The following is a 20,819-nucleotide window of genomic DNA, read 5'->3' on the forward strand; positions in this document are numbered from 1 at the left end:
GGAAAGCGGTGAGGGGATAGGACGAGGCATGATCTTTCTGCGTCGTGCGCTCATTCCCCTCGCCTTCCTCGCTTCGCCCGTGCTCGCTCGGGACGCACCGCCCACCGAAGCTGCCGCTAGTGCGCCGAGTTGGGACCCCGCCCTATGGGATCTCGTGGACAGCGAATTTGCACCCGAGGCGGCTTGGCGGTTCGGGCGGCTCGATAACGGGCTGCGCTATATCATCCGGCGCAACGACCGGCCCGAGAACACCGCGCTGGTCCGCATGGAGATTGCCGCCGGATCGCTCGACGAGCGCGATGACGAGCGCGGCTTCGCGCATTTCGTCGAGCACATGGCCTTCAACGGATCGACGAATGTGCCCGAGGGCGAGATGGTCCGATTGCTCGAACGGCTGGGCCTCGCCTTCGGGGCGGACACCAACGCATCGACCGGGATGGAGCGCACGCAATACAAGCTCGACCTGCCGCGCGCGGATGCGGATTTGCTCGACACGGCCCTGATGCTGATGCGCGAGACGGCGAGCGAACTGACCTTCGACGAGCAAGCAGTGGCGCGCGAGCGCGGCGTGGTGCTGGCGGAACGGCGCACGCGCAACACCTACGCGCTGCGCAACACGGTGGATTCGCTCGAATTCTTCTTCCCCGAGGCGCGCGCTGCCCAGCGGATGCCGATCGGTGCGGAAGAGACTCTCGCGGCTGCGGATGCCGCAGGTTTGCGCGCTTTCTGGGAGCGGGAATATGTGCCCGCCGATACGGTGCTGGTGATCGTCGGCGATTTCGATCCGGCGATCGTCGAGGCGGCGATCGCGAAGCATTTCGCCGATTGGCAGGCGCGTCCCTCCCCCGATCAGCCCGCGGCCGGACCGGTCGAAATCGCGGATGCCGGGCGCGAGGCAGTCTATCTCGACCCGGCGCTGACCGAGACGATCACCATCGCGAGCCACGGCGCCTGGTCGGACCGGCCCGATACCGCCGCGGAGCGCAGGGACACCCTGCTGCGGGTGGTTGGCGGACGTATCCTGGGGCGGCGTCTCCAGCGCCTGCAGCGCAGCGAGGACCCTCCGTTCCGCGGTGTCTCCACCGGCACCTCGGACTTCTTCGAAGCGGCGCGCAGCACGCAGATCGCGGCGGCGAGCGAGGAAGGCCAGTGGCCCCGCGCCATCGCGACGGTGATCGAGGAATACAGGCGGATGCTCGAATACGGCCCGACGCCGGGCGAGGTCGCCGAACAGACCGCCAATCTGCGCACCGCCTTCGAAAACGGGCGCGCCAATGCGGGCACGCGCAGCAATGCGACCTTCGCCGGAGAGGCGTTCCGCATCGCGCGCGGCGAGAGCGTTCCCACTGGCCCCATGGAGGATCTCGCGCTCTACGAACGCTACGAGGCCGAGATCACGCCGGAAAACGTCCTTGCCGCGATGCGCGCCGATGCGAATGCGCTCGATATTCCGCTGATCCGCTTCTCGGGCAAGACCGCGCCCGAAGGCGGCATCGCGGCGGTCCGCGAGGTCGTGGCGGCGGCCCTTCAAAGGCCCGTTGCTCCGCCCGAAGATGGCGATGTCGCCGCATTCGCCTACACCGATTTCGGCGAACCGGGCGAAATCGTCGCGGACGAGCGGATACCCGATCTCGGCATCCGCACGCTGCGTTTCGCCAATGGGACGATGCTCAATCTCAAGCCCACCGACCTGTCGGACGATCGCGTGATGGTGCGTCTGACGCTCGATGGCGGCGAATTGCTGGAAAGCCGCGCCGAACCGCTCGCGGTCGAACTGACGCCGCTGCTGTCGGCGGGCGGCCTCGGGCGCCATAGCCGCGACGAATTGCAGTCGATCCTCGCCGGGAGATCGGTGGGCGCATCCTTCGGCGCGGGCGACGAGGTGTTCGTCAGCAGCGCGACCACAACGCCGCGCGACCTCGAACTGCAATTGCAGCTGATGGCCGCCTATCTCTCCGATCCGGGCTACCGCGCCGAAGGTCTTGGGCCCTGGCAGCGTTCGCTCGGCGATTTCTTCGCGCGGCTCGGCAAGACACCGCAATCCGCGCTGTCCGAAGGGCTCGGCCCGATCCTGTCGGACGACGACCCGCGCTTCACCCGCCAGCCGATCGAGGCCTATCGCGCGCTCGATTACGCCAAATTGCGGGCGGTGATCGGCGACCGCCTCGAAAACGGCGCGCTCGAGATCGCGCTGGTCGGCGATTTTGACGAGGACGAGGCGATCCGGCTGGTGGCGCAGACTTTCGGCGCCCTCCCGCCACGCGAGACGCAGTTCCGCGCCTATGACGGCGGAGAGCGCATCCGCAGCTTCACCGACCGGCGCGAAACCTTCACGCTTACCCATGGCGGGGAGCCCGACCAGGCGCTGATCCGGTTCTACTGGCCGACCACGGATCAAACCGACTGGGACCTGTCGAGCGGCCTCACTTTGCTCGCCCGCGTGGTCGATATCGCGCTTACCGACACGCTGCGCGAGGAATTGGGCCAGACCTATTCGGCGCTTTCGAGCAGCAGCCAGTCCGATACCTATACCGATTACGGCACTTTCGCGATCGGGGCCGAGATCGATGCAGGCCAGCTCGCCGCCGCGCGCGAGGCCATGATGGCGACGATCGAGCGGATTATCGCCGACGGGCCGGACGAGGACATGGTCGAGCGCGCGCGGCGGCCCCTGCTCGAAAATCTCGCCAACCGCTTCAAGACGAATAGCGGCTGGATGGCCTTTACCGCCCGTGCGCAAAGCGAGGCCGACGAGCGCGCGCGGATGCTGATGGCACCGGAGCGGCAGCAGGCGATCACCGCCGCCGACCTCAAGGCGCTCGCGGCGCGCTTCCTTGATCCCGAAAAAGCAGTCGTGATCGAGGTCGTGCCCGCAGCCCCACCCTCCTGACGGCTTGCCCTTCGCCGCTCGGAGCGGCATAGGCGCGCTCGATCCCGACCATACGGCCAGACCCCACGAAAGGCAGGTCCCCCCGATGAAAGTCCGCATTCTCGTCAGCCTGAAACCCGGCGTCCTCGATCCCCAGGGCCGCGCCGTCCACCACGCGCTGGAAGGCATGGGATTCGACGGGGTCGAGGATGTCCGCATCGGGCGTACGGTGGAACTCGATGTCGCCGATTCGACCAGCGACGAAGCGCTCGAAAAGATGTGCGAACAGCTGCTCGCCAACACGGTGATCGAGAATTACCGCATCGAAAGGCTCGGCTGATGGCGCAGGCATCGGGTTGGCGCGCGGCGGTCGTTACCTTTCCCGGCTCGAATTGCGACCGCGACATGGCGGTCGCGCTCGAACGTGCGAGCGGCACGCCGGCCCTGCGCGTCTGGCATGGCGATAGCGACCTGCCCGAACGGCTCGATTTCATCGCCCTGCCCGGCGGCTTTTCCTATGGCGACTATCTGCGCAGCGGCGCCATGGCGGCGAACAGCCCGATCATGCGCGCGGTCAAGCGCGAGGCGGAACGCGGCGTTCCCGTTCTGGGCGTGTGCAACGGTTTCCAGGTGATCGCGGAAGCGGGCCTGTTGCCGGGCGCGCTGATGCGCAATGCCGGGCAGACCTTCATCTGCCGCGATGCGGAGCTGACGGTAGAGAACACGCAGTCCCTGTTCACGCGCGGCTATGATGAGGGCGCGGCGATCCGCATTCCCGTCGCCCATCACGACGGCAATTATTTCGCCGATGCCGACACGCTGGACCGGCTCGAAGGCGAAGGCCGTATCGCCTTCCGCTATCGGGAAAACTACAACGGATCACAGCGCTCGATCGCGGGGATCCTCAACGAGCGCGGCAATGTGCTCGGCATGATGCCGCACCCCGAACGCGCGGTCGATCCGGCGCATGGCGGCACGGACGGGCTGATCCTGTTCGAAAGCGCGATCGCGGCGCTCGCCCAGGCCTGATTCGAGGCGAGTGAGCCGCCCGCTGCCGTTCAGGCGGTGCGGATGGTCTCGGAGCGTTTGAACACGGCGCGAACCTCTTCGACCGGCATCGGCCTGCCGAAATGGTAGCCCTGGATCTTATCGCAGCCCATGTCGCGGATCATCGCGGCCTCTTCGGCGGTTTCGACGCCTTCGGCGGTCGTGGTCATGCCCAGGCTGCCCGCCATCGCCACGACCGCGTTGATGATCGCCAGGCTCTCGGCACTGTTCTGCGAAGCACCCTGCACGAAGGAGCGATCGACCTTGATCGTGGAGAATTTGAGCTTGCGCAGATAGCCGAGCGAGGAATAGCCGGTGCCGAAATCGTCGAGCGCCACCGAACAGCCGAGCGCCATGACCTGCTCCAGCGCACGGCGAGCGACATCGGCATCGCGCAGGAAGATGCTTTCGGTCACCTCGATCTCGAGCCGGCTCGGCGTCAATCCGCTGCGCGAGAGGGCCTGGACGACCGTGGTGGCGAAATCGGGTTCGAGCAATTGCTCGGGCGAGACGTTGACGTTGATCTTGACGTATTCCGGCCAGGTCGCGGCCTCGTTGCAGGCCTCCTGCATGACCCATTGACCGATCGGGACGATCAGCCGCGTATCTTCGGCGAGCGGGATGAACTTTGCAGGGCTGACTATCCCGTGATCGGGATTCTTCCAGCGGACGAGCGCTTCGAAGCTGACCAGATTCTCGCTGCGGGCGTTCACGACAGGCTGGAAATTGAGGAACAATTCGTTGTTCGCCAACGCCGAGCGCAGCGACAATTCCAGCTTGCGACGCTCTTCCGCGGTCGCGTGAAGCGACGGTTCGTATTCGTGGAACTGGCCGCCGCCTTCATCCTTCACCCGATAGAGCGAAAGGTCGGCATTGCGCATCAGCTCTTCCACCGTGCGCCCGTCGCGCGGCCCGAAGGCCGCCCCGATGCTGGCGCCGACATAGAGGACGTGGTGATCGATCTGATACGGTTCGGACAGGTGCTGGATGATCGACTGCGCGACTTTCGTCACATAGCTGCGATCGCCCGCGTCGCGGATCACGACGGCGAATTCGTCACCCCCGAGGCGGCCGCACATCTCGTTCTCGGTCATCAGGGAATTCAGGCGCTTGGCGACTTCGGACAGCATCCGGTCACCGACCAGATGGCCGAGCGAATCGTTGACCGCCTTGAACCGGTCGAGATCGATCATCAGAAAGGCGCAACGGGTACGCCACTTCTCCGCATACCGCAGCGCCGCGCCCAAGGTCTCGGTGAGCATCAGGCGGTTGGGGAGCGAGGTCAGCGTGTCGTAGCGCGCGAGATAGGCGATTTTCGCGGAGGATTCCTGCTGCTCGGTGACATCCGAGCCCACGCCGCGGAAACCTGCATAGCTCCCGTCCGGCGCGGTGATCGCAGTGCCTGACAATTCCCACCAGCGGCGCTTGCCGCCGATCGAGACCTCGACGACGAGGTCGGAGAAGCTTTCGCGGCGCTTGAGCTTGTCGGCGAAGACGTGGAGGCTGGGCGGGAATTTCCCCGTTTCCCAGGCATCGCCGGCGATCAGCTGGATGAAGGAGGCCCCCTCGATCTCGTCGAGTTCGCGCGAGAGGGCGAAGGCGAGGCGCGGAGTCACCGAACGCAGGCGGCGTCCGGTATCGAGTTCGAACAGCCAGTCGGCATCGGTATCCTCGTATTCGCGCAGGAGGAAGGACACGACCTGGCTCTTTTCGTCCATACCGGTCTGGGCGACGCGCGCGGTCATGGATATTCGGGCGGTTTCGACCGCCGCGCCAGCGCCGCACAGCGCGGTTACGAAGGCGAGCGCCGCCGGGACCACGGCACCGGAGATAATAAAGGCGATCGAGGATACGAGACCGATGGCGCCGCAAAAGGCGATCGCACCGAGCGGCGCGCTGAAGCGGCTTGCCGACGATGTCACCACCAGCAGGGCGGTGACGCCCCACACGATCATCGCGCCCGTCAGATTGCCCGTCAGCGCCGCATAGGCGACCAAAGAGCCCCAAACCGCGCCCTTCGCCAGCTGGTTGGCGGCGTGGCCCCAATATTCCCTTCTGGTGAACAGGCGCCTGCTTGCATCGGCCAGCTTGCGGTCGATCACCGCTCCATGCGCGATCGTCGCGATCAGCAGTGCCGTCCATCCCCCCAGGACGGTCCACGAGACACTCGAATGGAGCTGGCTGAAGACGAGCACCAGTCCGAAGACATGAAGCAACACCCGTGCGAACACCCGCTCCGAAAGAAGCGCATATTGCGAGCCCTGCACATTCGACCAGTCACCATCGCCGGGCTGCGAGAGTCCGATCACCGCCGACAGGTTGAGCTTGTCGGGAAGCGTGTCTTGATTGGTCGTATCGCTCACCGGAGCGCTGTAGCCCGCGAAAGGTTATTTCGAGGTAAAGGCTGCGCTTCGCATCCGGGTCCGTAACAGCATGACATCGAACGGCAGAGCACTGGCCACGGCCTATTCGACGGTCACGGATTTCGCCAGATTGCGCGGCTGGTCCACATCGGTCCCTTTGACGCAGGCGACGTGATAGGCGAGCAGCTGGACGGGCACGGCATAGACCAACGGTGCGATGAGCGGGTGGACGCGCGGCATCTCGATCGTCGCCAGACACCCCTCGCCCGCATCCTCCAGCCCCTTTGCGTCCGAGATCAGCACGACCTGACCGCCGCGCGCGCGGACCTCCTCCATATTGGAGATCGTCTTTTCGAACAGCGGGCCGGACGGCGCGATGACAATGACGGGCACCTTTTCGTCGATCAGGGCGATGGGCCCGTGCTTCATCTCGCCCGAGGCATAGCCTTCGGCGTGGATGTAGCTGATTTCCTTCAGTTTCAGCGCCCCTTCGAGCGCGAGCGGATAATCCGGGCCGCGCCCCAGATACAGGACGTCCCGCGCGGGGGCGATAAGATGCGCCATCGCCGCGATATCCTCGTCGTGGTCGAGCGCGGCGTTGAGGCAGGCGGGCGCTTCGAGGAGATGCGCGACCACCTCTTCCTCTTCGGCGCGGTTCATCCGCCCCTTCTTGACTGCCATGTGGGCAGCAAGGGCCGCAAGAACCGCGAGCTGGCAGGTGAAGGCCTTGGTAGAGGCGACGCCGATTTCCGGCCCGGCATGGGTCGGGAGCAGCAGGTCGGCTTCGCGCGCCATCGAACTTGTCGGCACGTTGACGACCACCGCGATGGTCTGCCCGTTCGCCTTGCAGTGCCGCAGGGCCGCCAGCGTATCGGCGGTCTCGCCGCTCTGGCTGATGAACAGGGCCAGCCCGCCCTCTTCCAGCACCGGCTCGCGATAGCGGAATTCGGACGCGACATCGATATCGACCGGAACGCGCGCGAAATGTTCGAACCAGTATTTGGCGACCAGCCCGGCGTAGAACGACGTGCCGCAGGCGACGATCGTCACGCGGCGAATGGTCGACAGGTCGAAATCGAACTGGGGCAGCGCAACCGAATTGTCGGCGCGATGGATGTAGGAGGAGAGCGTCTGCGCCACCACGGTCGGCTGCTCGAAGATCTCCTTCTGCATGAAGTGGCGGTAATTGCCCTTCTCCGTCGCCGCTGCGGATGCGCCGGAAGTGGTTATTGCGCGCTCGACCGGATTGTTCTCGTGATCGTAGACCTGCGCGCCTTCGCGGCGGATCACGACCCAGTCGCCTTCCTCGAGATAGGAAATCTGCTGCGTCAGCGGGGCCAGCGCCAGCGCATCGGAGCCGAGAAAGGTCTCGTCCTCGCCATAGCCGACCACCAGAGGCGAGCCGAGACGCGCGCCGATCAGCATGTCGGGATGGGCGCGAAAGGCGATCGCCAGCGCGAAGGCACCGCGCAGGCGCGGAAGGACGGTCTTGACCGCATCCTGCGGGCTCGCCCCGTTCTCGACCTCGCGCGAGAGAAGATGGGCGACCACTTCGGTGTCGGTGTCGCTCTCCAGCGTGCGGCCCTCGCCGCGCAATTCGGCGCGCAATTCCTTGTAGTTCTCGATGATGCCGTTGTGCACTACCGCGAGGTGCTCGGTCGCGTGCGGGTGGGCATTCTTCTCGTTCGGGGCGCCGTGAGTCGCCCAGCGGGTATGCGCGATCCCGATTGCGCCCGGCGCGGGGCGGCGGTTCAGCTCCTCGACCAGATTGGCGAGCTTGCCCTCCGCACGGCGGCGTACCAGATCGCCGTCATGGATGGTGCACACGCCCGCGCTGTCATAGCCGCGATATTCCATCCGCCTGAGGCCGTCGACGAGCCGATCGGCGACCGGGCTGCCGCTGACGATACCGATGATTCCGCACATGGTAGAAAAGGTCCTGGATTCACACTGTTCGAGATATCCGCCGCTCTAGCGCGAAATCCCGAACTATCAACGTTACGGATCGCTCAACTCGGTCCGGTAGGGCCGGACGGCTGCTTGGCAGGCGAACGTGCAGGCGTGCGCGACCATAGCAGCAGACCCGCTCCGATGATGATCCCGGCGCCCGCGAAAGTCGCCAGATCGGGCACGTCACCGAACAGGAGATAGCCGAGCGTCGTCGCCACCAGCATCTGGACGTAGGTGACGGGCGCGATCGTGGCAGCGCCTGCGCGCATCGTGCCGAGATAGGCGAGCCAGTGCGCGGTGCTGGCGGTCAGCGCCACAAGCGCGCAGCGCGCGACGACGCTCCAGTCCGGCACCCCGACAGCGAGGCTCGGCTCGCCGCTGAGATGTCCCAACGTCGCGGCGAGGATCAGGAACGGCGTCGCCCACATGGCGATGAAGGCCTGCATCGAAAGCGAGCTTCCCTGCCCCGCGCTCGCCCGGTTCATGATGACCATCAGCGCGAAGAACAGGGCTGAGGCGAGCGGGAGCAGCGCGACAAGACCCAGAGCAGCGAGATTGGGGCGCAGGATCAGCGCCACCCCGCATAGCGCGATCGCGGAGACCAGCCAGACCAGCGGCCGCACCTTCTCGCCCAGAAGCGGCCCACTCAAGATCGCGACGAAGACGGGCGAGACGAAAGCCAGCGCCATCGCGGTCGCCAGCGGCATGGCGAAGATCGCCGAAAAGAAGCACAGGGTGGCCCCTGCAAGGCACGCCCCGCGCCCGACCTGGAGCCAGTGATTGCGCGGGCGAAACCCGCCACGCCCTTCCTTGAGGTAAAGCAGCGTCGCCAGGCCCAGCGCCCCGATGGTGAAGCGCAGGGCCGCCACGGCGAGGGGCGACCATTCGCCCGCCATCGTCTTGACGATCGCATCGCCGACCGAGAGCGAGGCGAACCCCGACGCGGCGAGCAGCAATCCGCTCCTGTCGTCCTGCTGCATGGCGCTCGCGCTGTCCCTTAGGAATCCGAAAGCCCGCCCCTTAACGGGCGCGCCGCGCTTTGGCGACAGGGCGCCTTAGGGAAAAAATAAGCTTTCCAACCTATTCACCATTCTTCGGAAGAGACTGTCGGGCCTCGCGCCCTACTTTTACCAAGCGAAACAATCGCGCCTGGGGGTTATCGGGAATGAGTGCATTCGGACGAAAGAATGGACCGGGCGGCATGTCCTCCGGCGCGCGTCCGCAATTCGGAGTCGCCAAGCCGATGCGCGGCGGCGGCCCGCCGTCTCCCACCCGGCCTGAACCCGTAACCGATGGCGGGGACCAGTTCCCACCGATCCCCCACGATGCGCTCGACCCGCAGATGGGGAGCGGCCCGCCGCAGAAATCCGAAGCGATGGCCCGCCTCGAGGATCGCATGAACGCGGTCCACGACACCAATTCACAGATCGGCGGCTTCGAGGCGAGCGTCCACAAGATCAAGGAACAGGTGCTCCCCCGCCTGCTCGAACGCGTCGACCCGGAAGCCGCGGCCACGCTCACCAAGGATGAATTGTCGGAAGAATTCCGACCGATCATCCTCGAAGTGCTCGCCGAGTTGAAGGTCACCCTCAACCGGCGCGAGCAGTTCGCGCTCGAAAAGGTGCTGGTCGACGAATTGCTGGGCTTCGGCCCGCTGGAGGAATTGCTGGCCGACCCGGACGTGTCCGACATCATGGTCAACGGGCCGCAGCAGACCTATATCGAAAAGAAGGGCAAGCTCGTGCTCGCCCCGATCCAGTTCCGCGACGAGCAGCATCTGTTTCAGATCGCGCAGCGGATCGTGAACCAGGTCGGTCGCCGCGTCGACCAGACCACCCCGCTCGCCGACGCCCGCCTCAAGGATGGGTCCCGCGTCAACGTGATCGTCCCGCCGCTCTCGCTGCGCGGCACCGCGATCTCGATCCGTAAATTCTCCGAAAAGCCGATCACCATCGACATGCTCCAGGGCTTCGGCTCGATGAGCGAGAAGATGGCCACCGCACTCAAGATCGCGGGCGCGTGCCGGATGAACGTCGTCATTTCGGGTGGTACGGGTTCGGGCAAGACGACCATGCTCAACGCCCTGTCGAAGATGATCGATCCGGGCGAGCGCGTGCTGACGATCGAAGACGCGGCGGAACTTCGCTTGCAGCAGCCGCACTGGCTGCCGCTCGAAACCCGCCCGCCCAACCTCGAAGGTCAGGGCGCGATCACCATCGGCGACCTCGTCAAGAACGCCCTGCGTATGCGCCCCGACCGCATCATCCTCGGCGAAATTCGCGGCGCGGAGTGTTTCGACCTCCTCGCCGCGATGAACACCGGCCATGACGGCTCGATGTGTACGCTCCACGCCAACAGCCCACGCGAATGCCTTGGCCGTATGGAGAACATGATCCTGATGGGCGACATCAAGATCCCAAAGGAAGCCATCAGCCGCCAGATCGCGGAAAGCGTCGACCTGATCGTTCAGGTCAAGCGCCTGCGCGACGGTTCCCGGCGGACGACCAACATCACCGAGGTGATCGGGATGGAAGGCGACGTCATCGTCACCCAGGAATTGTTCAAGTTCGAATATCTCGACGAAGGCGATGACGGCAAGATCATGGGCGAATACCGCTCCAGCGGTTTGAGGCCCTATACGCTGGAAAAGGCGCGCCAGTTCGGGTTCGACCAGGCCTATCTCGAAGCCTGCCTGTAAATGCACCCTATCCGGCGATAACCACCGGCAGTGCCAGCGCCAGCATCCCGCCGCCGAGCACGGCCAGCGTCACGAACAGCCCGGTCCACGGCACCCAGCCGACCCGGTCGATATCCCGGCGCCGCGACCGGCGGCGATCCATCCGCATCGCGGCCATCGCCAGCAGGATCAGCGCCCCGCCGCTCAGGGCCAGCAATTCCGCGTCATTGGCGAAAAGCAGGAAATCGGGTTCGCTCATCACGCGGCCATATGGTTCAGCCACCCGAAACGGCAAGGCCGCTATCGGCGGCAAAAGGCGGGCATGGCCTCGCCGGTAAGCGAATCCACGAACCGCACGGTTCGGAACCCGAAACACCGAAGGTGAGTTATCTCGAAATGCGCAAGATCATTATCGCCGTCGGCCTCGCGGCCATGACTCTCTCGACCGCAGCCTGCAATACGGTACGCGGCATCGGTCAGGACCTTGAATCGGTCGCCAACGACGTCGACGACGCGACCTGACACGGCACGCAGCGCGGTCGCTTGGCGCTTTACTGCCAGCGCCCGGCCTGACGCGCGCGCCGCTCCCTGATCGCAAGCCATAGGAGCAGGCCCACGGGCCCCGCCATGAAAGTCGCGAGCAGGATCGGGGCCTGCAACAGGCGCGAAAAGCCCTTCGCATCGGCGTCGCGCGCGATCCACAGCCCCACGAAGAGATCGAAGGCAAGGTAATGGACCCAGCCCACCACGGCACCGCCCTGGCTGGCGAAGATCGCCTGCACGCCGGAGATCGTGGTGAAGTTCGCGCCGCCGCCGCCCCCCACCGGATCGACCGAACCGCTCAGGATCAAGCCAAAAAGCACCGCATAGGCGAGGCATAGCAGCCCGATTCCGGCGAACAGCACGCCCGACAGCAGAGCGGGCCAGCGCGGTGCGAGGATCAGACCCGCCCACCAGATCATCGCCCAGACATTCGCGATCCCGAACAGCGTCTCCCAGGCCATCCTCCGCTCCTATTCCGTTTCGGCCACAGGCAGCGGCAGGCTACGCGCAGCGCGTTCGATTCCCGAATTCGAATGGACGAAACGCCCGCGCGCCGGTTTCAGCGCCAGCGACACGCAGGCGCGCGCGACCGTCTCCGCCTCGATAGCGCGGTATTGCGCATATTTGCCGTGCAGCAACAGGTTGAAAAGCGGGCTCGCCGCGATCGCGAGCCGTTCCGCCGTGCGCCGATCGCCACCCCGCTCGCCCCGCAACAGGCCGGGCCGCAGGATGTCGAGGCGGTGGAAGCCAACCCGGCCCAGCTCCTTTTCGACCTCGCCCTTGACCCGCAGATAGAACTGCTTGGCATGAGGATCCGCGCCGACCGAGCTGACAACCACCATCCGCTCGCAGCCATGCTCCTTGGCATTGCGCGCCGTGTCCAGCACCAGATCATAATCGACCGCGCGAAACGCCGCCTCGTCCTCGCCAGCCTGTTTCCAGGTCGTGCCCAGCGCGCAGATCAGGGCGCGCGGGCGCAGCGCTTCGAAAATTTGCGCCCAGTTATCGGGCTCGGCCACGAACATTTCCATGGTCGCACCTTGGGGCAGCGGCATCTCACGCCGCGCGATCGCGGCGAGGCGCAGGTCGCGCCGCCCGACGCAGCCTTCGATCACATGCCGTCCGACGAGGCCCGTCGCCCCGACCAGTGTGACCCGCATCGGATCAGACATTGCTCAGCCCCTCGGGCACACGCCCATGGATACGCGCATATTGGTCGATGGCGAAGCGATCGGTCATGCCCGCGATGAAGTCCGCGATATGGCGGCTGCGCTCGGGTTCGCTTTCGGGCAGGCCGGCGCGCCAGCCCTCGGGCAGGGTGCGCTCGTCCTCGCTATATGCGACGAACAGCGCCGCGATCACCTCGCGCGCACGTTCGGCGGTCTGCTTCTGCTCGGGATGATAATACAGCCGTTCGTACATGAACGCCTTGAGGCGCCGCTCCTGCGCCGCCATCGCGGGCGAAAATCCGGCGAGCGGTCCGTTCGCGGCGCGCACCTCGTTTACGCTGGCGACATCGCGCAAGCGATCGGCGCTGTGGGCGAGCACATCGTTGACCATCATCCCGATCTGCCCGCGAACCAGCTCGCGCAATTTGCGCTCGTGTTCGGCATGGGGAAACCGCCTCTCGACGCCCGCCCATTGGTCGGCCACGAAATCGAGCGTGAGGAGATCGTCGAGCTGGAGGAATCCTGCGCGCAGGCCATCGTCGATATCGTGATTGTCGTAGGCGATATCGTCCGCGACATTGGCGATCTGCGCCTCGGCGGAAGGCCAGGTCGCAAGGTCGAGCGGGAATGCCGCGTCGATCTCGCTCAGCGCCCAGTTCGGCGAAGCGACGGGGCCGTTATGCTTGGCGAGGCCCTCCAGCGTCTCGAAGGTGAGATTCAACCCGTCATGCGCGGGATAGGGACATTCGAGCCGCGCCAGCGTGCGCAGCGAATGGGCGTTGTGATCATATCCGCCCGCCTCGACCATCGCGGCGCTCAGCGCCTTTTCGCCCGCATGGCCGAAAGGCGGGTGGCCGATATCGTGCGCAAGACAGAGCGCCTCGGTCAGATCCTCGTCGAGCCGCAGGGCGCGCGCCAGCACGCGCCCGATCTGCGCGACTTCCAGGCTGTGGGTGAGGCGGGTGCGGTAATGGTCGCCATCGGGCGCGACGAAGACCTGCGTTTTCGAACGCAAGCGGCGGAAGGCGATCGAATGGACGATCCGGTCCCGGTCACGCTGGAATTCGCTGCGCGGACCCCGGATTTCGCCGCGCGTGACAGCGCTGGCAACGGGGAATTCCCGCCCGCGCGAATGCGCCGGGTCCGAGGCAAAGGCTGCGCGATCCATCGAGCGGAGCGGTTAGGTCACGCGCGCACGAGCGGCAACGTGAACAGATTGGCAACCTGGTGGGAAACTCCGCCAGAAGCGCCCCGCAAACGAAAAGGGCCGCGCGTCCCGAAAGACGCGCGGCCCCCTTCAGGATCAGAGGATCAACGGATGCCGATCGTGTCGGGATTGCCGTCCGGATCGCCCTTGACCGTCCCGCCCGAGCGCACCGGGCCGAGCAGCAGCAGGCCCGCAAGGTGCGGCGCGGCCATCGAGGTGCCCGACAAGGTGGCGTAGCCGCCGCCTTTATAGGTCGAATAGATCGACGAGCCCGGCTCCGCATAATCGACCGGCGGATTGCCGAAGTTCGAGAAGCTGGACCAGTTGTCGCCCTGTGCGAAGCTCGACACGGTGAACACGTTCGGTCCGTTGGCGCGTGCGGGCGAGTGGTTGTCCGCATTGTCGCTCTCGTTACCCGCCGCGAGGACGAATTTCACCCCGCCCGCCGCAGCGTTGATGACGGCGTTGTCGAGCGTGGTCGAAACCCCGCCGCCGAGGCTCATATTCGCAACATCGCCCGCGCGGCCAACCTGCGCGACATAATCCACGCCCGCGATCACGCCGCTGTTCGAGCCCGAGCCGCTGCGCGTCAGCACCTTGACCGCGACGATTTCCGCGCCCGCGGCCACGCCGACGACGCCGATATTGTTGTTGGCGATAGCCGCGATCGTGCCCGCGACGTGGGTGCCGTGGCCATTGCCATCGTCGGCATTCTTCTCGCGCGTGAAGCTGCGCGACATGCCGGTGTTGACGTTGAGATCGGGGTGATCGAGGTCGACCCCGCTATCGATCACAAAGGCGCGGCCCGTGGCTCCCGTCTGTCCGCCACCGACGCGGGCGATGCCCCACGGCGTGGTTTCCGACGCGCTGCCGGTGCTTCCGCCGCCGGGCTTGCCCTGCGCGGTCTTCACCACCTGATCCTGCTCGCAATAGGCGATGCGCGGGTTCGAAGCCTGCATCTGCGCCGCGCCACGCGCCGACATGTTCGCAGCGAAGCCGCGAATGGCGCGAGTGTAGACGTGATTGACGTTTCCGCCTGCATTCGCGGCAGCGGCGTTCGCCTGGGCCCTCTCCTGCCCGCGCGCCACCGTGCCTTCCTTGAAGACGCAGATATAGCTGTTGTCGATCTTCTGCGCTGCCGCCGGCGCGGCGATACCCGCCGCTGCAAGTGCCATTCCACTCACCATGGCGAGGCGACCCAAAGTACCTGATTTCATGTGTAACGTCCCTTCCCGAGTTACGAGAAGGGCAGCATGGCGCCAACGCGCCGGGGTGCAAGAGCCGACGAGCAAATTTCGCGAAATTCGCAATTGTGTTACAAGTTTGCGACGCTTTTCTTTCTAATCCTTCGCCAGGATCCAGTCCGCCGCTGCCTGGCAGTGCGTGTCGGTCGTATCGAAGATCGGCAGGACGTTCGCATCGGTATCCACGACCAGGCCCAGCTCCGTGCAGGCCAGGATCACCGCGCCCGCCCCACGCTGTTCCTTGCGCGTGATGATGGTCTTGAGCGCGCGTTCGGCATCGCGGCTGACCTTGCCCAGCATCAGTTCCTTGTAGATGATCGAATCGACCATCTCGACATCGTCCTCGTCGGGCGGAAGCAGGTCGATGCCGTGCGAGATGATGCGCTGGCGATAGAAGCTCTCGGTCATCACCGGCCGCGTGCCGAGCAGCAGCACTTCGCCGATATCGTGGCCTTCCAGCGCCTGGCCGACCGTGTCGGCGATGTGGATGATCTCGATCCCGATCGCTTCCGCCACCCGGTCGTAGACGCGATGCATCGAATTGGCGGCGATCACGATCGCGCCCGCGCCCGCAGCTTCCAGCCTGCGCGCGCTGTCGATCAGCATCCGCGCCGCCTGGTCCCAGCTTTCCTCTTCGCGCAGGGCGTAGAGAGGTGAATATTCCAGGCTCTCGATCAGCAGAGGCGCGCTGTGGGTAGGCGTCTTCGCCTTCTGCACCAGCCGATTGATTCGTTCGTAATAGGCGCGGGTCGAGACCCAGCTCATCCCCCCAATGAGACCCAGCTTACGCAATGCACCGTCCTTCCTGTGGCGCCCGCAGTAAACTTCCGCGGGATCGTTCGTTTCGGGCACAACGATTCGCGGCGCGGCGGGTTCCGCTGCAATGCGGCAGACTTACCGGCAAGGTTGCGAGAGGGGTGTGTCTAGTCCGCGATGCCCGTCGCGCACAGGGCAGCCGACGAGGATGTGACACCGATCACCTCCGCATCCCCGACCCGCGCGACGCGCGAGAGGTAATCGCGGATTGTAACAGGATCGCGCTCGGCGGCGCGGGTCTTCAAGCGTTCGAGCTTCTTCAACTGTTCGATCGTGAGACGATCCACCATCCGCCCGGCCATGCAATCGGACACCCGGTCGTTCAGGCCTGCCTCGCTCAACGCGCTGCGCACGCGGCTTTCGGCGATGGCCTGAACGCATCCGGCGAGAAGGAGGGGTGCGAAGAGAAGCGCCGCATATCTCACAGCGAAATTCCCAGCGAACAGCTTGCCGCCGCACGCACCGTCACTTCGATGGCCTGCGGATCGTCGACCCGGCGCATCCGCTCCATCACATCGCCGGGCGCGAGCGGGATGCCGGGTTCGCCTTCCAGCGGGGCCAGCCTTTCAAGGCTGCGCAATTGCGCGATCGTCAGCTGGTCGGTCATCCGCCCCGCCATGCATTCGGCGAGGCGCGGCGGCACGCCCTTCTCGGTCAGCGCGGTCCGCACGCGAGTTTCGGTGACGCGCTCCACCCCGCCGAAATAGAGCCAAGCGGCGGTTCCGGCGAGCGCCAGGACGATTATCAGGATCAGGGCCTTGCGCATCGCTCGTTCGCCTTCCCGCTCAGTCGAGCGCCTTGACGATCTCCTCGACCATCTTTTTCGCGTCCGCCAGCAACATCATGGTCTGGTCCATGTAGAACACGTCATTGTCGACGCCCGCATAGCCGACCCCGCCCATCGAGCGCTTGATGAAGAAGACCTGCTTGGCCTTGTCTACGTCGAACACAGGCATCCCGTAGATGGGCGAGCTCTTGTCGGTCTTGGCCGCCGGATTGACCACATCGTTCGCACCGATGATGAAGGCGACATCGGCCTGCGCGAATTCGCTGTTGATGTCCTCCAGTTCGAACACCTTGTCATAGGACACGTTCGCTTCGGCCAGCAGGACGTTCATGTGCCCCGGCATACGCCCCGCGACGGGGTGGATGGCGAACTTCACCTGCACACCCTTCTCCTCGAGAATGTCGGTCATCTCGCGAAGCGCGTGCTGCGCCTGCGCGACCGCCATGCCGTAGCCGGGGATGACGATGACCTTCTCCGCCTGTTCGAGCATGAAGGCCGCATCGTCGGCGCTGCCCTGCTTGTAGGGGCGCTGTTCGCGCGCCTCCCCGTCTCCGCCGCCGCCCGCATCCGCGCCGAAGCCGCCCGCGATCACGCTGAGGAAGCTGCGGTTCATCGCGCGGCACATGATGTAGCTGAGGATCGCACCCGACGATCCGACCAGCGCGCCGGTGATGATCATCGCCGAATTGCCGAGCGTGAAGCCCATCGCCGCCGCCGCCCAGCCGGAATAGCTGTTCAGCATCGACACCACGACCGGCATGTCCGCCCCGCCGATCGGAATGATCAGCAGGAAGCCGATCAGGAAGGCCGCGACGGTCAGCGCGACGATGAAGGGCAGGTTCGCTTCCGCCCCCGGCGTGTGCGCGAAGAAGGCCGTCAGGACGAGGATCGCCGCGAGCGTGCCGAGATTGATGATGTGGCGCGCGGGCAGTAGGATCGGCGATCCGCTCATCCGGCCGGACAGTTTCAGGAAGGCGATGACCGAACCTGAAAAGGTGATCGCCCCGATGGCGATGCCGAGGCCCATTTCGACCTTGCTGACCGGATCGATCGCTCCACCCGGATCGAGCAGATCGAACGCGCCGGGATTGAGATAGGCCGCCCAGCCCACCAGCACCGCGGCGAGACCGACGAGCGAGTGGAAGCCCGCCACCAGTTCGGGCATCGCCGTCATGGCGATGCGGCGGGCGATGGTGATGCCGATCAGCGCGCCGATGGCGATTGCGATGAGGATTTCGCCTGCGCTCACCCAATCCGTATATGGCAATGTCTCGCTACAGAACCCGAACTCGCCCCGCGCAAATGCGTCACGGCAAGCGGCCGGTGTGATTCTAGGCCAGTGGGTCAACAGCGTTGTCACGACCGCGATCAGCATCCCGATCATGCCGAAGCGGTTGCCCGTCCGGCTCGTCGCGGGCGAGGACAGGCCGCGCAGCGCGAGGATGAAGAACACGCCCGCCACCAGATAGGCGAGCGCGACCCACGGGCTCGCCGCCTCGCCGGTGGAAGCCTGGGCGGGAGTCGCGAAAAGAGCCGCCACCAGCACACCCGTCGCCCCGGACTTGATCCGGGGCCAAGCTGCCTTTTGCGTCAGGCCAACAGGAAGCACCGCCCCGGATCGGGGTCCGGGGCGACGGAGAGGAGAGATGGTGCCGCGCATCACTTCTTCTCCTTCTTCTTGTACATGGCCAGCATCCGCTCGGTCACCGCGAAGCCGCCGAAGATGTTGACGCTCGCCAGCACGATGCCGAGCAGGCCGAGCCATTTCGCTCCCGCCACGTCCGCCGCCGCCGCCGCGATCAGTGCGCCGACGATGATGACGCTGGAGATCGCATTGGTCACCGCCATCAGCGGCGTGTGCAGCGCGGGCGTGACCGACCAGACCACGTAATAGCCGACGAAGCACGCCAGCACGAAGATCGACAGGATGGTGATGAAGTCCAAGTGAGCCCCCTCCCGAAGCAGGAGCCCTTTATTGCAAGCACCCGGAGACAAGTCGAGCGCGGAAAATCGGCTATCCCTGATACGGAAAAGGGCCGCGAACGCCTTTTGACGCTCGCGGCCCCGAACCTTTGGAGGGTTTGCCTTACATCGAAGGCGTCAGCACCCCGTCGATCACATGCACGATGCCGTTCGACTGACGCACATCGCCCTGCGTGACATGCGCGCTGGAACCCGCCTGGCCGTTGATCATGATCTGGTTGCCCATCATGCTTAGGCGAAGGGTCTGTCCCTGCACCGTGGTCAGCGTGGCGGTGCCGTTACCGGCGCGGATGCGCTGCATCAGGTCGGCAGCGGTCAGCGTGCCGGGCACGACGTGATAGGTCAGCACGCTACGCAATTGGGCGCGATTGGCGGGCTGCATCAGCGATGCGCGCGTGGCGGCAGGCACCTTTTCGAACGCCGCGTTGGTCGGCGCGAACACGGTGAAGGGGCCCGGCCCGCTCAGCGTGTCGACGAGGCCGGCAGCCTTCACCGCCGCGACCAGCGTGGTGAGGTTCGATGCGGCGGACGCGTTCTGGACGATGGTGCGGTTGGGATACATTGCCGCACCGCCGACCATCACGCTCGTTCCGGCGGACATACCGGCAGCATTGACGTCGGCATCCGCGCCGACCGTGGTCTGGCACGCAGTGAGCGCCAGCGCGGCGGCCGAGATGGCCGCGAGTTTTAAAGTGGTTTTCATGGTTAAATTTCCGTTCCTATCCCCGTCCCGTTCGCAACGGACGGTAGGAACGAGAGTTCCGAAACCCGCTCAGGAAGCCAGCTTAGGGTGCACGACAGCGCCGTCGCGCGTCAGCCGGATCGCGTCGCCGATCTCTTCGTCCAGCACCGGGCGGCCCTGGTCCTTGTCCCAGAAGGCGTTGAGGAAATTATAGAGGTTGCGCGCGAACAGTGCGCTGGCGTCCGCCGCGAGGTGCCCGGCGGTGTTGCTGTAGCCGACGATCTTGACGCCGTGGCGCTCGATCACCTCGTCCGGTTTCGACCCTTCGACATTGCCGCCCTGCGCAACCGCCAGATCGAAGATCACGCTGCCCGGCTTCATGCTGGCGACTTGCGCATCCGAGATCAGGCGCGGGGCAGCCCGGCCCGGGATCAGCGCGGTGGTGATGACGATATCCTGCTTGGCGATGTGGCCGGATACCAGCTCGGCCTGGGCCTTCTGATATTCCTCGCTCATCTCCGTGGCATAGCCGCCCGCGCCCTCGCCCTCGATCCCGGCGACATTTTCCACGAAGACCGGTTTCGCGCCCAGCGACTGGATCTGTTCCTTCGTCGCGCTGCGCACGTCGGTGGCGGAAACCTGCGCGCCCAACCGCTTGGCCGTGGCGATCGCCTGAAGGCCCGCCACACCCACGCCCATCACGAAAACGCGCGCCGCCTGCACCGTGCCCGCGGCTGTCATCATCATCGGGAAAGCGCGGCCATAGACATTGGCGGCGGTCAGCACCGCTTTGTAACCCGCAAGGTTCGACTGGCTGGACAACACGTCCATGCTCTGCGCGCGGGTGATGCGCGGCATCAGCTCCATCGCCAGCGCCTCGAACCCGCCCTTGGCATACTCCGCGACCAGCTCCTGCTGACGGAAGGGATCGAAGCTCGCCGCGACCCAGGCGCCTTTCTTAGCCCCGGCAAGAGCCATTGCTGGCGGGGCCTGAATGCCCAGCACGATATCGGCCTCCGACACGGCACGGCCCGCAGGCAGCACTTCGGCCCCTGCTTCGCGATAGGCCTCGTCGGGATAGGACGCGGCGGCGCCCGCCCCCTCCTCGATCGCGATGGTCGCGCCCAGGGCGTTGAATTTCTTCACCGTTTCAGGCGTCGCCGCGACGCGGGCTTCGCCCGGCGCCGTCTCCTTCAGGATCGCGATCTTCACCGGCGGGCGATCAGGTGGCGATCAGGATCACGACGATCGCGGCGATCGCGGCGATCAGCGGGACCGACCATTTCAGGCTGGCGATGAAGCTTTCATACATCCGGTTGGCAGCTTTCATGTCCTGACGCGATTCCATGGTATTCCTTCGAAGATGTTGGTCTGTCCCCTCAACCCCTATCGCGCCCCGCCCTTCCGCTCAAGTCTCCCCAAACCGAGCGCGCGCTTTGGGCGAGACCTGCCAGCGTCCCGCCACCGCGTCGAAGGGCGCGC

At 65.5% G+C, this 20,819-nt stretch carries 21 protein-coding genes; 5 read left to right on the forward strand and 16 right to left on the reverse strand.

Annotation, left to right across the window (positions count from 1 at the left end):
- Window positions 1-28: 28 nt before the first annotated feature.
- The 3 genes from GRI47_RS07670 (at window position 29) to purQ (ending at window position 3,898) form a co-directional block, all read left to right on the forward strand.
- Window positions 29-2,890 carry a M16 family metallopeptidase gene (locus GRI47_RS07670; protein WP_160660688.1) on the forward strand — a complete coding sequence of 954 codons (2,862 nt, stop codon included), beginning with the start codon at window positions 29-31 and terminating at the stop codon, window positions 2,888-2,890.
- A gap of 85 nt (window positions 2,891-2,975) precedes the next feature.
- Entirely contained in the window at window positions 2,976-3,209 is a 234-nt protein-coding gene (gene purS, locus GRI47_RS07675; RefSeq protein WP_160660689.1) for a phosphoribosylformylglycinamidine synthase subunit PurS, read from the forward strand.
- Window positions 3,209-3,898 (forward strand): phosphoribosylformylglycinamidine synthase subunit PurQ, encoded by a 690-nt coding sequence (purQ, locus tag GRI47_RS07680; RefSeq protein ID WP_160660690.1) that lies wholly within the window; start codon window positions 3,209-3,211, stop codon window positions 3,896-3,898. The genes purS and purQ overlap by 1 nt, the downstream gene beginning before the upstream one ends.
- 29 nt (window positions 3,899-3,927) lie before the next feature.
- Here purQ and GRI47_RS07685 read toward each other — a convergent pair whose 3' ends face one another.
- The 3 genes from GRI47_RS07685 to GRI47_RS07695 form a co-directional block, all read right to left on the reverse strand.
- Window positions 3,928-6,279, reverse strand: a complete 2,352-nt coding sequence (locus tag GRI47_RS07685; RefSeq protein WP_337190661.1) for a putative bifunctional diguanylate cyclase/phosphodiesterase — start codon at window positions 6,277-6,279, stop codon at window positions 3,928-3,930.
- Between the two features lie 102 nt (window positions 6,280-6,381).
- Entirely contained in the window at window positions 6,382-8,205 is a 1,824-nt protein-coding gene (glmS, locus tag GRI47_RS07690; RefSeq protein WP_160660691.1) for a glutamine--fructose-6-phosphate transaminase (isomerizing), read from the reverse strand.
- A gap of 83 nt (window positions 8,206-8,288) precedes the next feature.
- The gene (locus GRI47_RS07695) at window positions 8,289-9,209 is read right to left on the reverse strand and encodes a DMT family transporter (protein WP_160660692.1); all 921 of its coding nucleotides are present in this window, start codon (window positions 9,207-9,209) and stop codon (window positions 8,289-8,291) included.
- Window positions 9,210-9,394: 185 nt separating this feature from the next.
- Between GRI47_RS07695 and GRI47_RS07700 the strand changes: the two genes are divergently transcribed.
- The gene (locus tag GRI47_RS07700) at window positions 9,395-10,927 is read left to right on the forward strand and encodes a TadA family conjugal transfer-associated ATPase (protein ID WP_160660693.1); all 1,533 of its coding nucleotides are present in this window, start codon (window positions 9,395-9,397) and stop codon (window positions 10,925-10,927) included.
- Window positions 10,928-10,934: 7 nt separating this feature from the next.
- On the opposite strand, the gene GRI47_RS07705 is transcribed toward GRI47_RS07700, so the two are convergent.
- Complete coding sequence (locus tag GRI47_RS07705; RefSeq protein ID WP_160660694.1) at window positions 10,935-11,165, reverse strand: hypothetical protein; 231 nt, start codon at window positions 11,163-11,165, stop codon at window positions 10,935-10,937.
- Window positions 11,166-11,287: 122 nt separating this feature from the next.
- Between GRI47_RS07705 and GRI47_RS14800 the strand changes: the two genes are divergently transcribed.
- Window positions 11,288-11,428, forward strand: a complete 141-nt coding sequence (locus tag GRI47_RS14800; RefSeq protein WP_202387464.1) for a hypothetical protein — start codon at window positions 11,288-11,290, stop codon at window positions 11,426-11,428.
- Between the two features lie 29 nt (window positions 11,429-11,457).
- Here the strand turns inward: GRI47_RS14800 and GRI47_RS07710 are convergent, their stop codons facing one another.
- From GRI47_RS07710 to GRI47_RS15175, 12 genes are all read right to left on the reverse strand, one after another.
- Complete coding sequence (locus GRI47_RS07710) at window positions 11,458-11,910, reverse strand: ABA4-like family protein (RefSeq protein ID WP_160660695.1); 453 nt, start codon at window positions 11,908-11,910, stop codon at window positions 11,458-11,460.
- A gap of 9 nt (window positions 11,911-11,919) precedes the next feature.
- Complete coding sequence (locus GRI47_RS07715; RefSeq protein ID WP_160660696.1) at window positions 11,920-12,621, reverse strand: NAD(P)H-binding protein; 702 nt, start codon at window positions 12,619-12,621, stop codon at window positions 11,920-11,922.
- Window positions 12,614-13,786 (reverse strand): deoxyguanosinetriphosphate triphosphohydrolase, encoded by a 1,173-nt coding sequence (locus tag GRI47_RS07720; RefSeq protein ID WP_160660697.1) that lies wholly within the window; start codon window positions 13,784-13,786, stop codon window positions 12,614-12,616. The genes GRI47_RS07715 and GRI47_RS07720 overlap by 8 nt, the downstream gene beginning before the upstream one ends.
- A 143-nt stretch (window positions 13,787-13,929) precedes the next feature.
- Entirely contained in the window at window positions 13,930-15,042 is a 1,113-nt protein-coding gene (locus GRI47_RS07725; protein WP_160660698.1) for a S8 family serine peptidase, read from the reverse strand.
- A gap of 123 nt (window positions 15,043-15,165) precedes the next feature.
- Window positions 15,166-15,861 carry an aspartate/glutamate racemase family protein gene (locus tag GRI47_RS07730; protein WP_160660699.1) on the reverse strand — a complete coding sequence of 232 codons (696 nt, stop codon included), beginning with the start codon at window positions 15,859-15,861 and terminating at the stop codon, window positions 15,166-15,168.
- 131 nt (window positions 15,862-15,992) lie between these two features.
- Window positions 15,993-16,310, reverse strand: coding sequence for a hypothetical protein (locus GRI47_RS07735; protein WP_160660700.1), 318 nt, complete (start codon window positions 16,308-16,310; stop codon window positions 15,993-15,995).
- A complete protein-coding gene (locus tag GRI47_RS07740) occupies window positions 16,307-16,651 on the reverse strand; it encodes a hypothetical protein (RefSeq protein ID WP_160660701.1) in 345 nt (114 codons plus the stop codon). Before GRI47_RS07740 ends, GRI47_RS07735 begins: the two co-directional genes overlap by 4 nt.
- Window positions 16,652-16,670: 19 nt before the next feature.
- Window positions 16,671-18,212, reverse strand: a complete 1,542-nt coding sequence (locus GRI47_RS07745; RefSeq protein WP_337190662.1) for an NAD(P)(+) transhydrogenase (Re/Si-specific) subunit beta — start codon at window positions 18,210-18,212, stop codon at window positions 16,671-16,673.
- Window positions 18,213-18,331: 119 nt separating this feature from the next.
- Window positions 18,332-18,616 (reverse strand): NAD(P) transhydrogenase subunit alpha part 2, encoded by a 285-nt coding sequence (locus GRI47_RS07750; protein ID WP_160660703.1) that lies wholly within the window; start codon window positions 18,614-18,616, stop codon window positions 18,332-18,334.
- A 142-nt stretch (window positions 18,617-18,758) separates the two neighbouring features.
- A complete protein-coding gene (locus tag GRI47_RS07755) occupies window positions 18,759-19,358 on the reverse strand; it encodes a fasciclin domain-containing protein (RefSeq protein ID WP_160660704.1) in 600 nt (199 codons plus the stop codon).
- Window positions 19,359-19,427: 69 nt separating this feature from the next.
- Complete coding sequence (locus GRI47_RS07760) at window positions 19,428-20,549, reverse strand: Re/Si-specific NAD(P)(+) transhydrogenase subunit alpha (RefSeq protein WP_160660705.1); 1,122 nt, start codon at window positions 20,547-20,549, stop codon at window positions 19,428-19,430.
- A 10-nt stretch (window positions 20,550-20,559) separates the two neighbouring features.
- Complete coding sequence (locus GRI47_RS15175) at window positions 20,560-20,685, reverse strand: hypothetical protein (RefSeq protein WP_272916496.1); 126 nt, start codon at window positions 20,683-20,685, stop codon at window positions 20,560-20,562.
- Between the last annotated feature and the right edge of the window lie 134 nt (window positions 20,686-20,819).

The sequence above is a fragment of the Qipengyuania pelagi genome (assembly GCF_009827295.1).
GTDB lineage: Bacteria > Pseudomonadota > Alphaproteobacteria > Sphingomonadales > Sphingomonadaceae > Qipengyuania > Qipengyuania pelagi.

Coding starts and splice junctions, on each gene's coding strand:
- GRI47_RS07670 (WP_160660688.1), top strand. CDS start 29: ATGATCTTTCTGCGTCGTGCGCTCATTCCCCTCGCCTTCCTCGCTTCG.
- purS (WP_160660689.1), top strand. CDS start 2,976: ATGAAAGTCCGCATTCTCGTCAGCCTGAAACCCGGCGTCCTCGATCCC.
- purQ (WP_160660690.1), top strand. CDS start 3,209: ATGGCGCAGGCATCGGGTTGGCGCGCGGCGGTCGTTACCTTTCCCGGC.
- glmS (WP_160660691.1), bottom strand. CDS start 8,205: ATGTGCGGAATCATCGGTATCGTCAGCGGCAGCCCGGTCGCCGATCGG.
- GRI47_RS07695 (WP_160660692.1), bottom strand. CDS start 9,209: ATGCAGCAGGACGACAGGAGCGGATTGCTGCTCGCCGCGTCGGGGTTC.
- GRI47_RS07700 (WP_160660693.1), top strand. CDS start 9,395: ATGAGTGCATTCGGACGAAAGAATGGACCGGGCGGCATGTCCTCCGGC.
- GRI47_RS07705 (WP_160660694.1), bottom strand. CDS start 11,165: ATGAGCGAACCCGATTTCCTGCTTTTCGCCAATGACGCGGAATTGCTG.
- GRI47_RS07710 (WP_160660695.1), bottom strand. CDS start 11,910: ATGGCCTGGGAGACGCTGTTCGGGATCGCGAATGTCTGGGCGATGATC.
- GRI47_RS07715 (WP_160660696.1), bottom strand. CDS start 12,621: ATGTCTGATCCGATGCGGGTCACACTGGTCGGGGCGACGGGCCTCGTC.
- GRI47_RS07720 (WP_160660697.1), bottom strand. CDS start 13,786: ATGGATCGCGCAGCCTTTGCCTCGGACCCGGCGCATTCGCGCGGGCGG.
- GRI47_RS07725 (WP_160660698.1), bottom strand. CDS start 15,042: ATGAAATCAGGTACTTTGGGTCGCCTCGCCATGGTGAGTGGAATGGCA.
- GRI47_RS07740 (WP_160660701.1), bottom strand. CDS start 16,651: ATGCGCAAGGCCCTGATCCTGATAATCGTCCTGGCGCTCGCCGGAACC.
- GRI47_RS07755 (WP_160660704.1), bottom strand. CDS start 19,358: ATGAAAACCACTTTAAAACTCGCGGCCATCTCGGCCGCCGCGCTGGCG.
- GRI47_RS15175 (WP_272916496.1), bottom strand. CDS start 20,685: ATGGAATCGCGTCAGGACATGAAAGCTGCCAACCGGATGTATGAAAGC.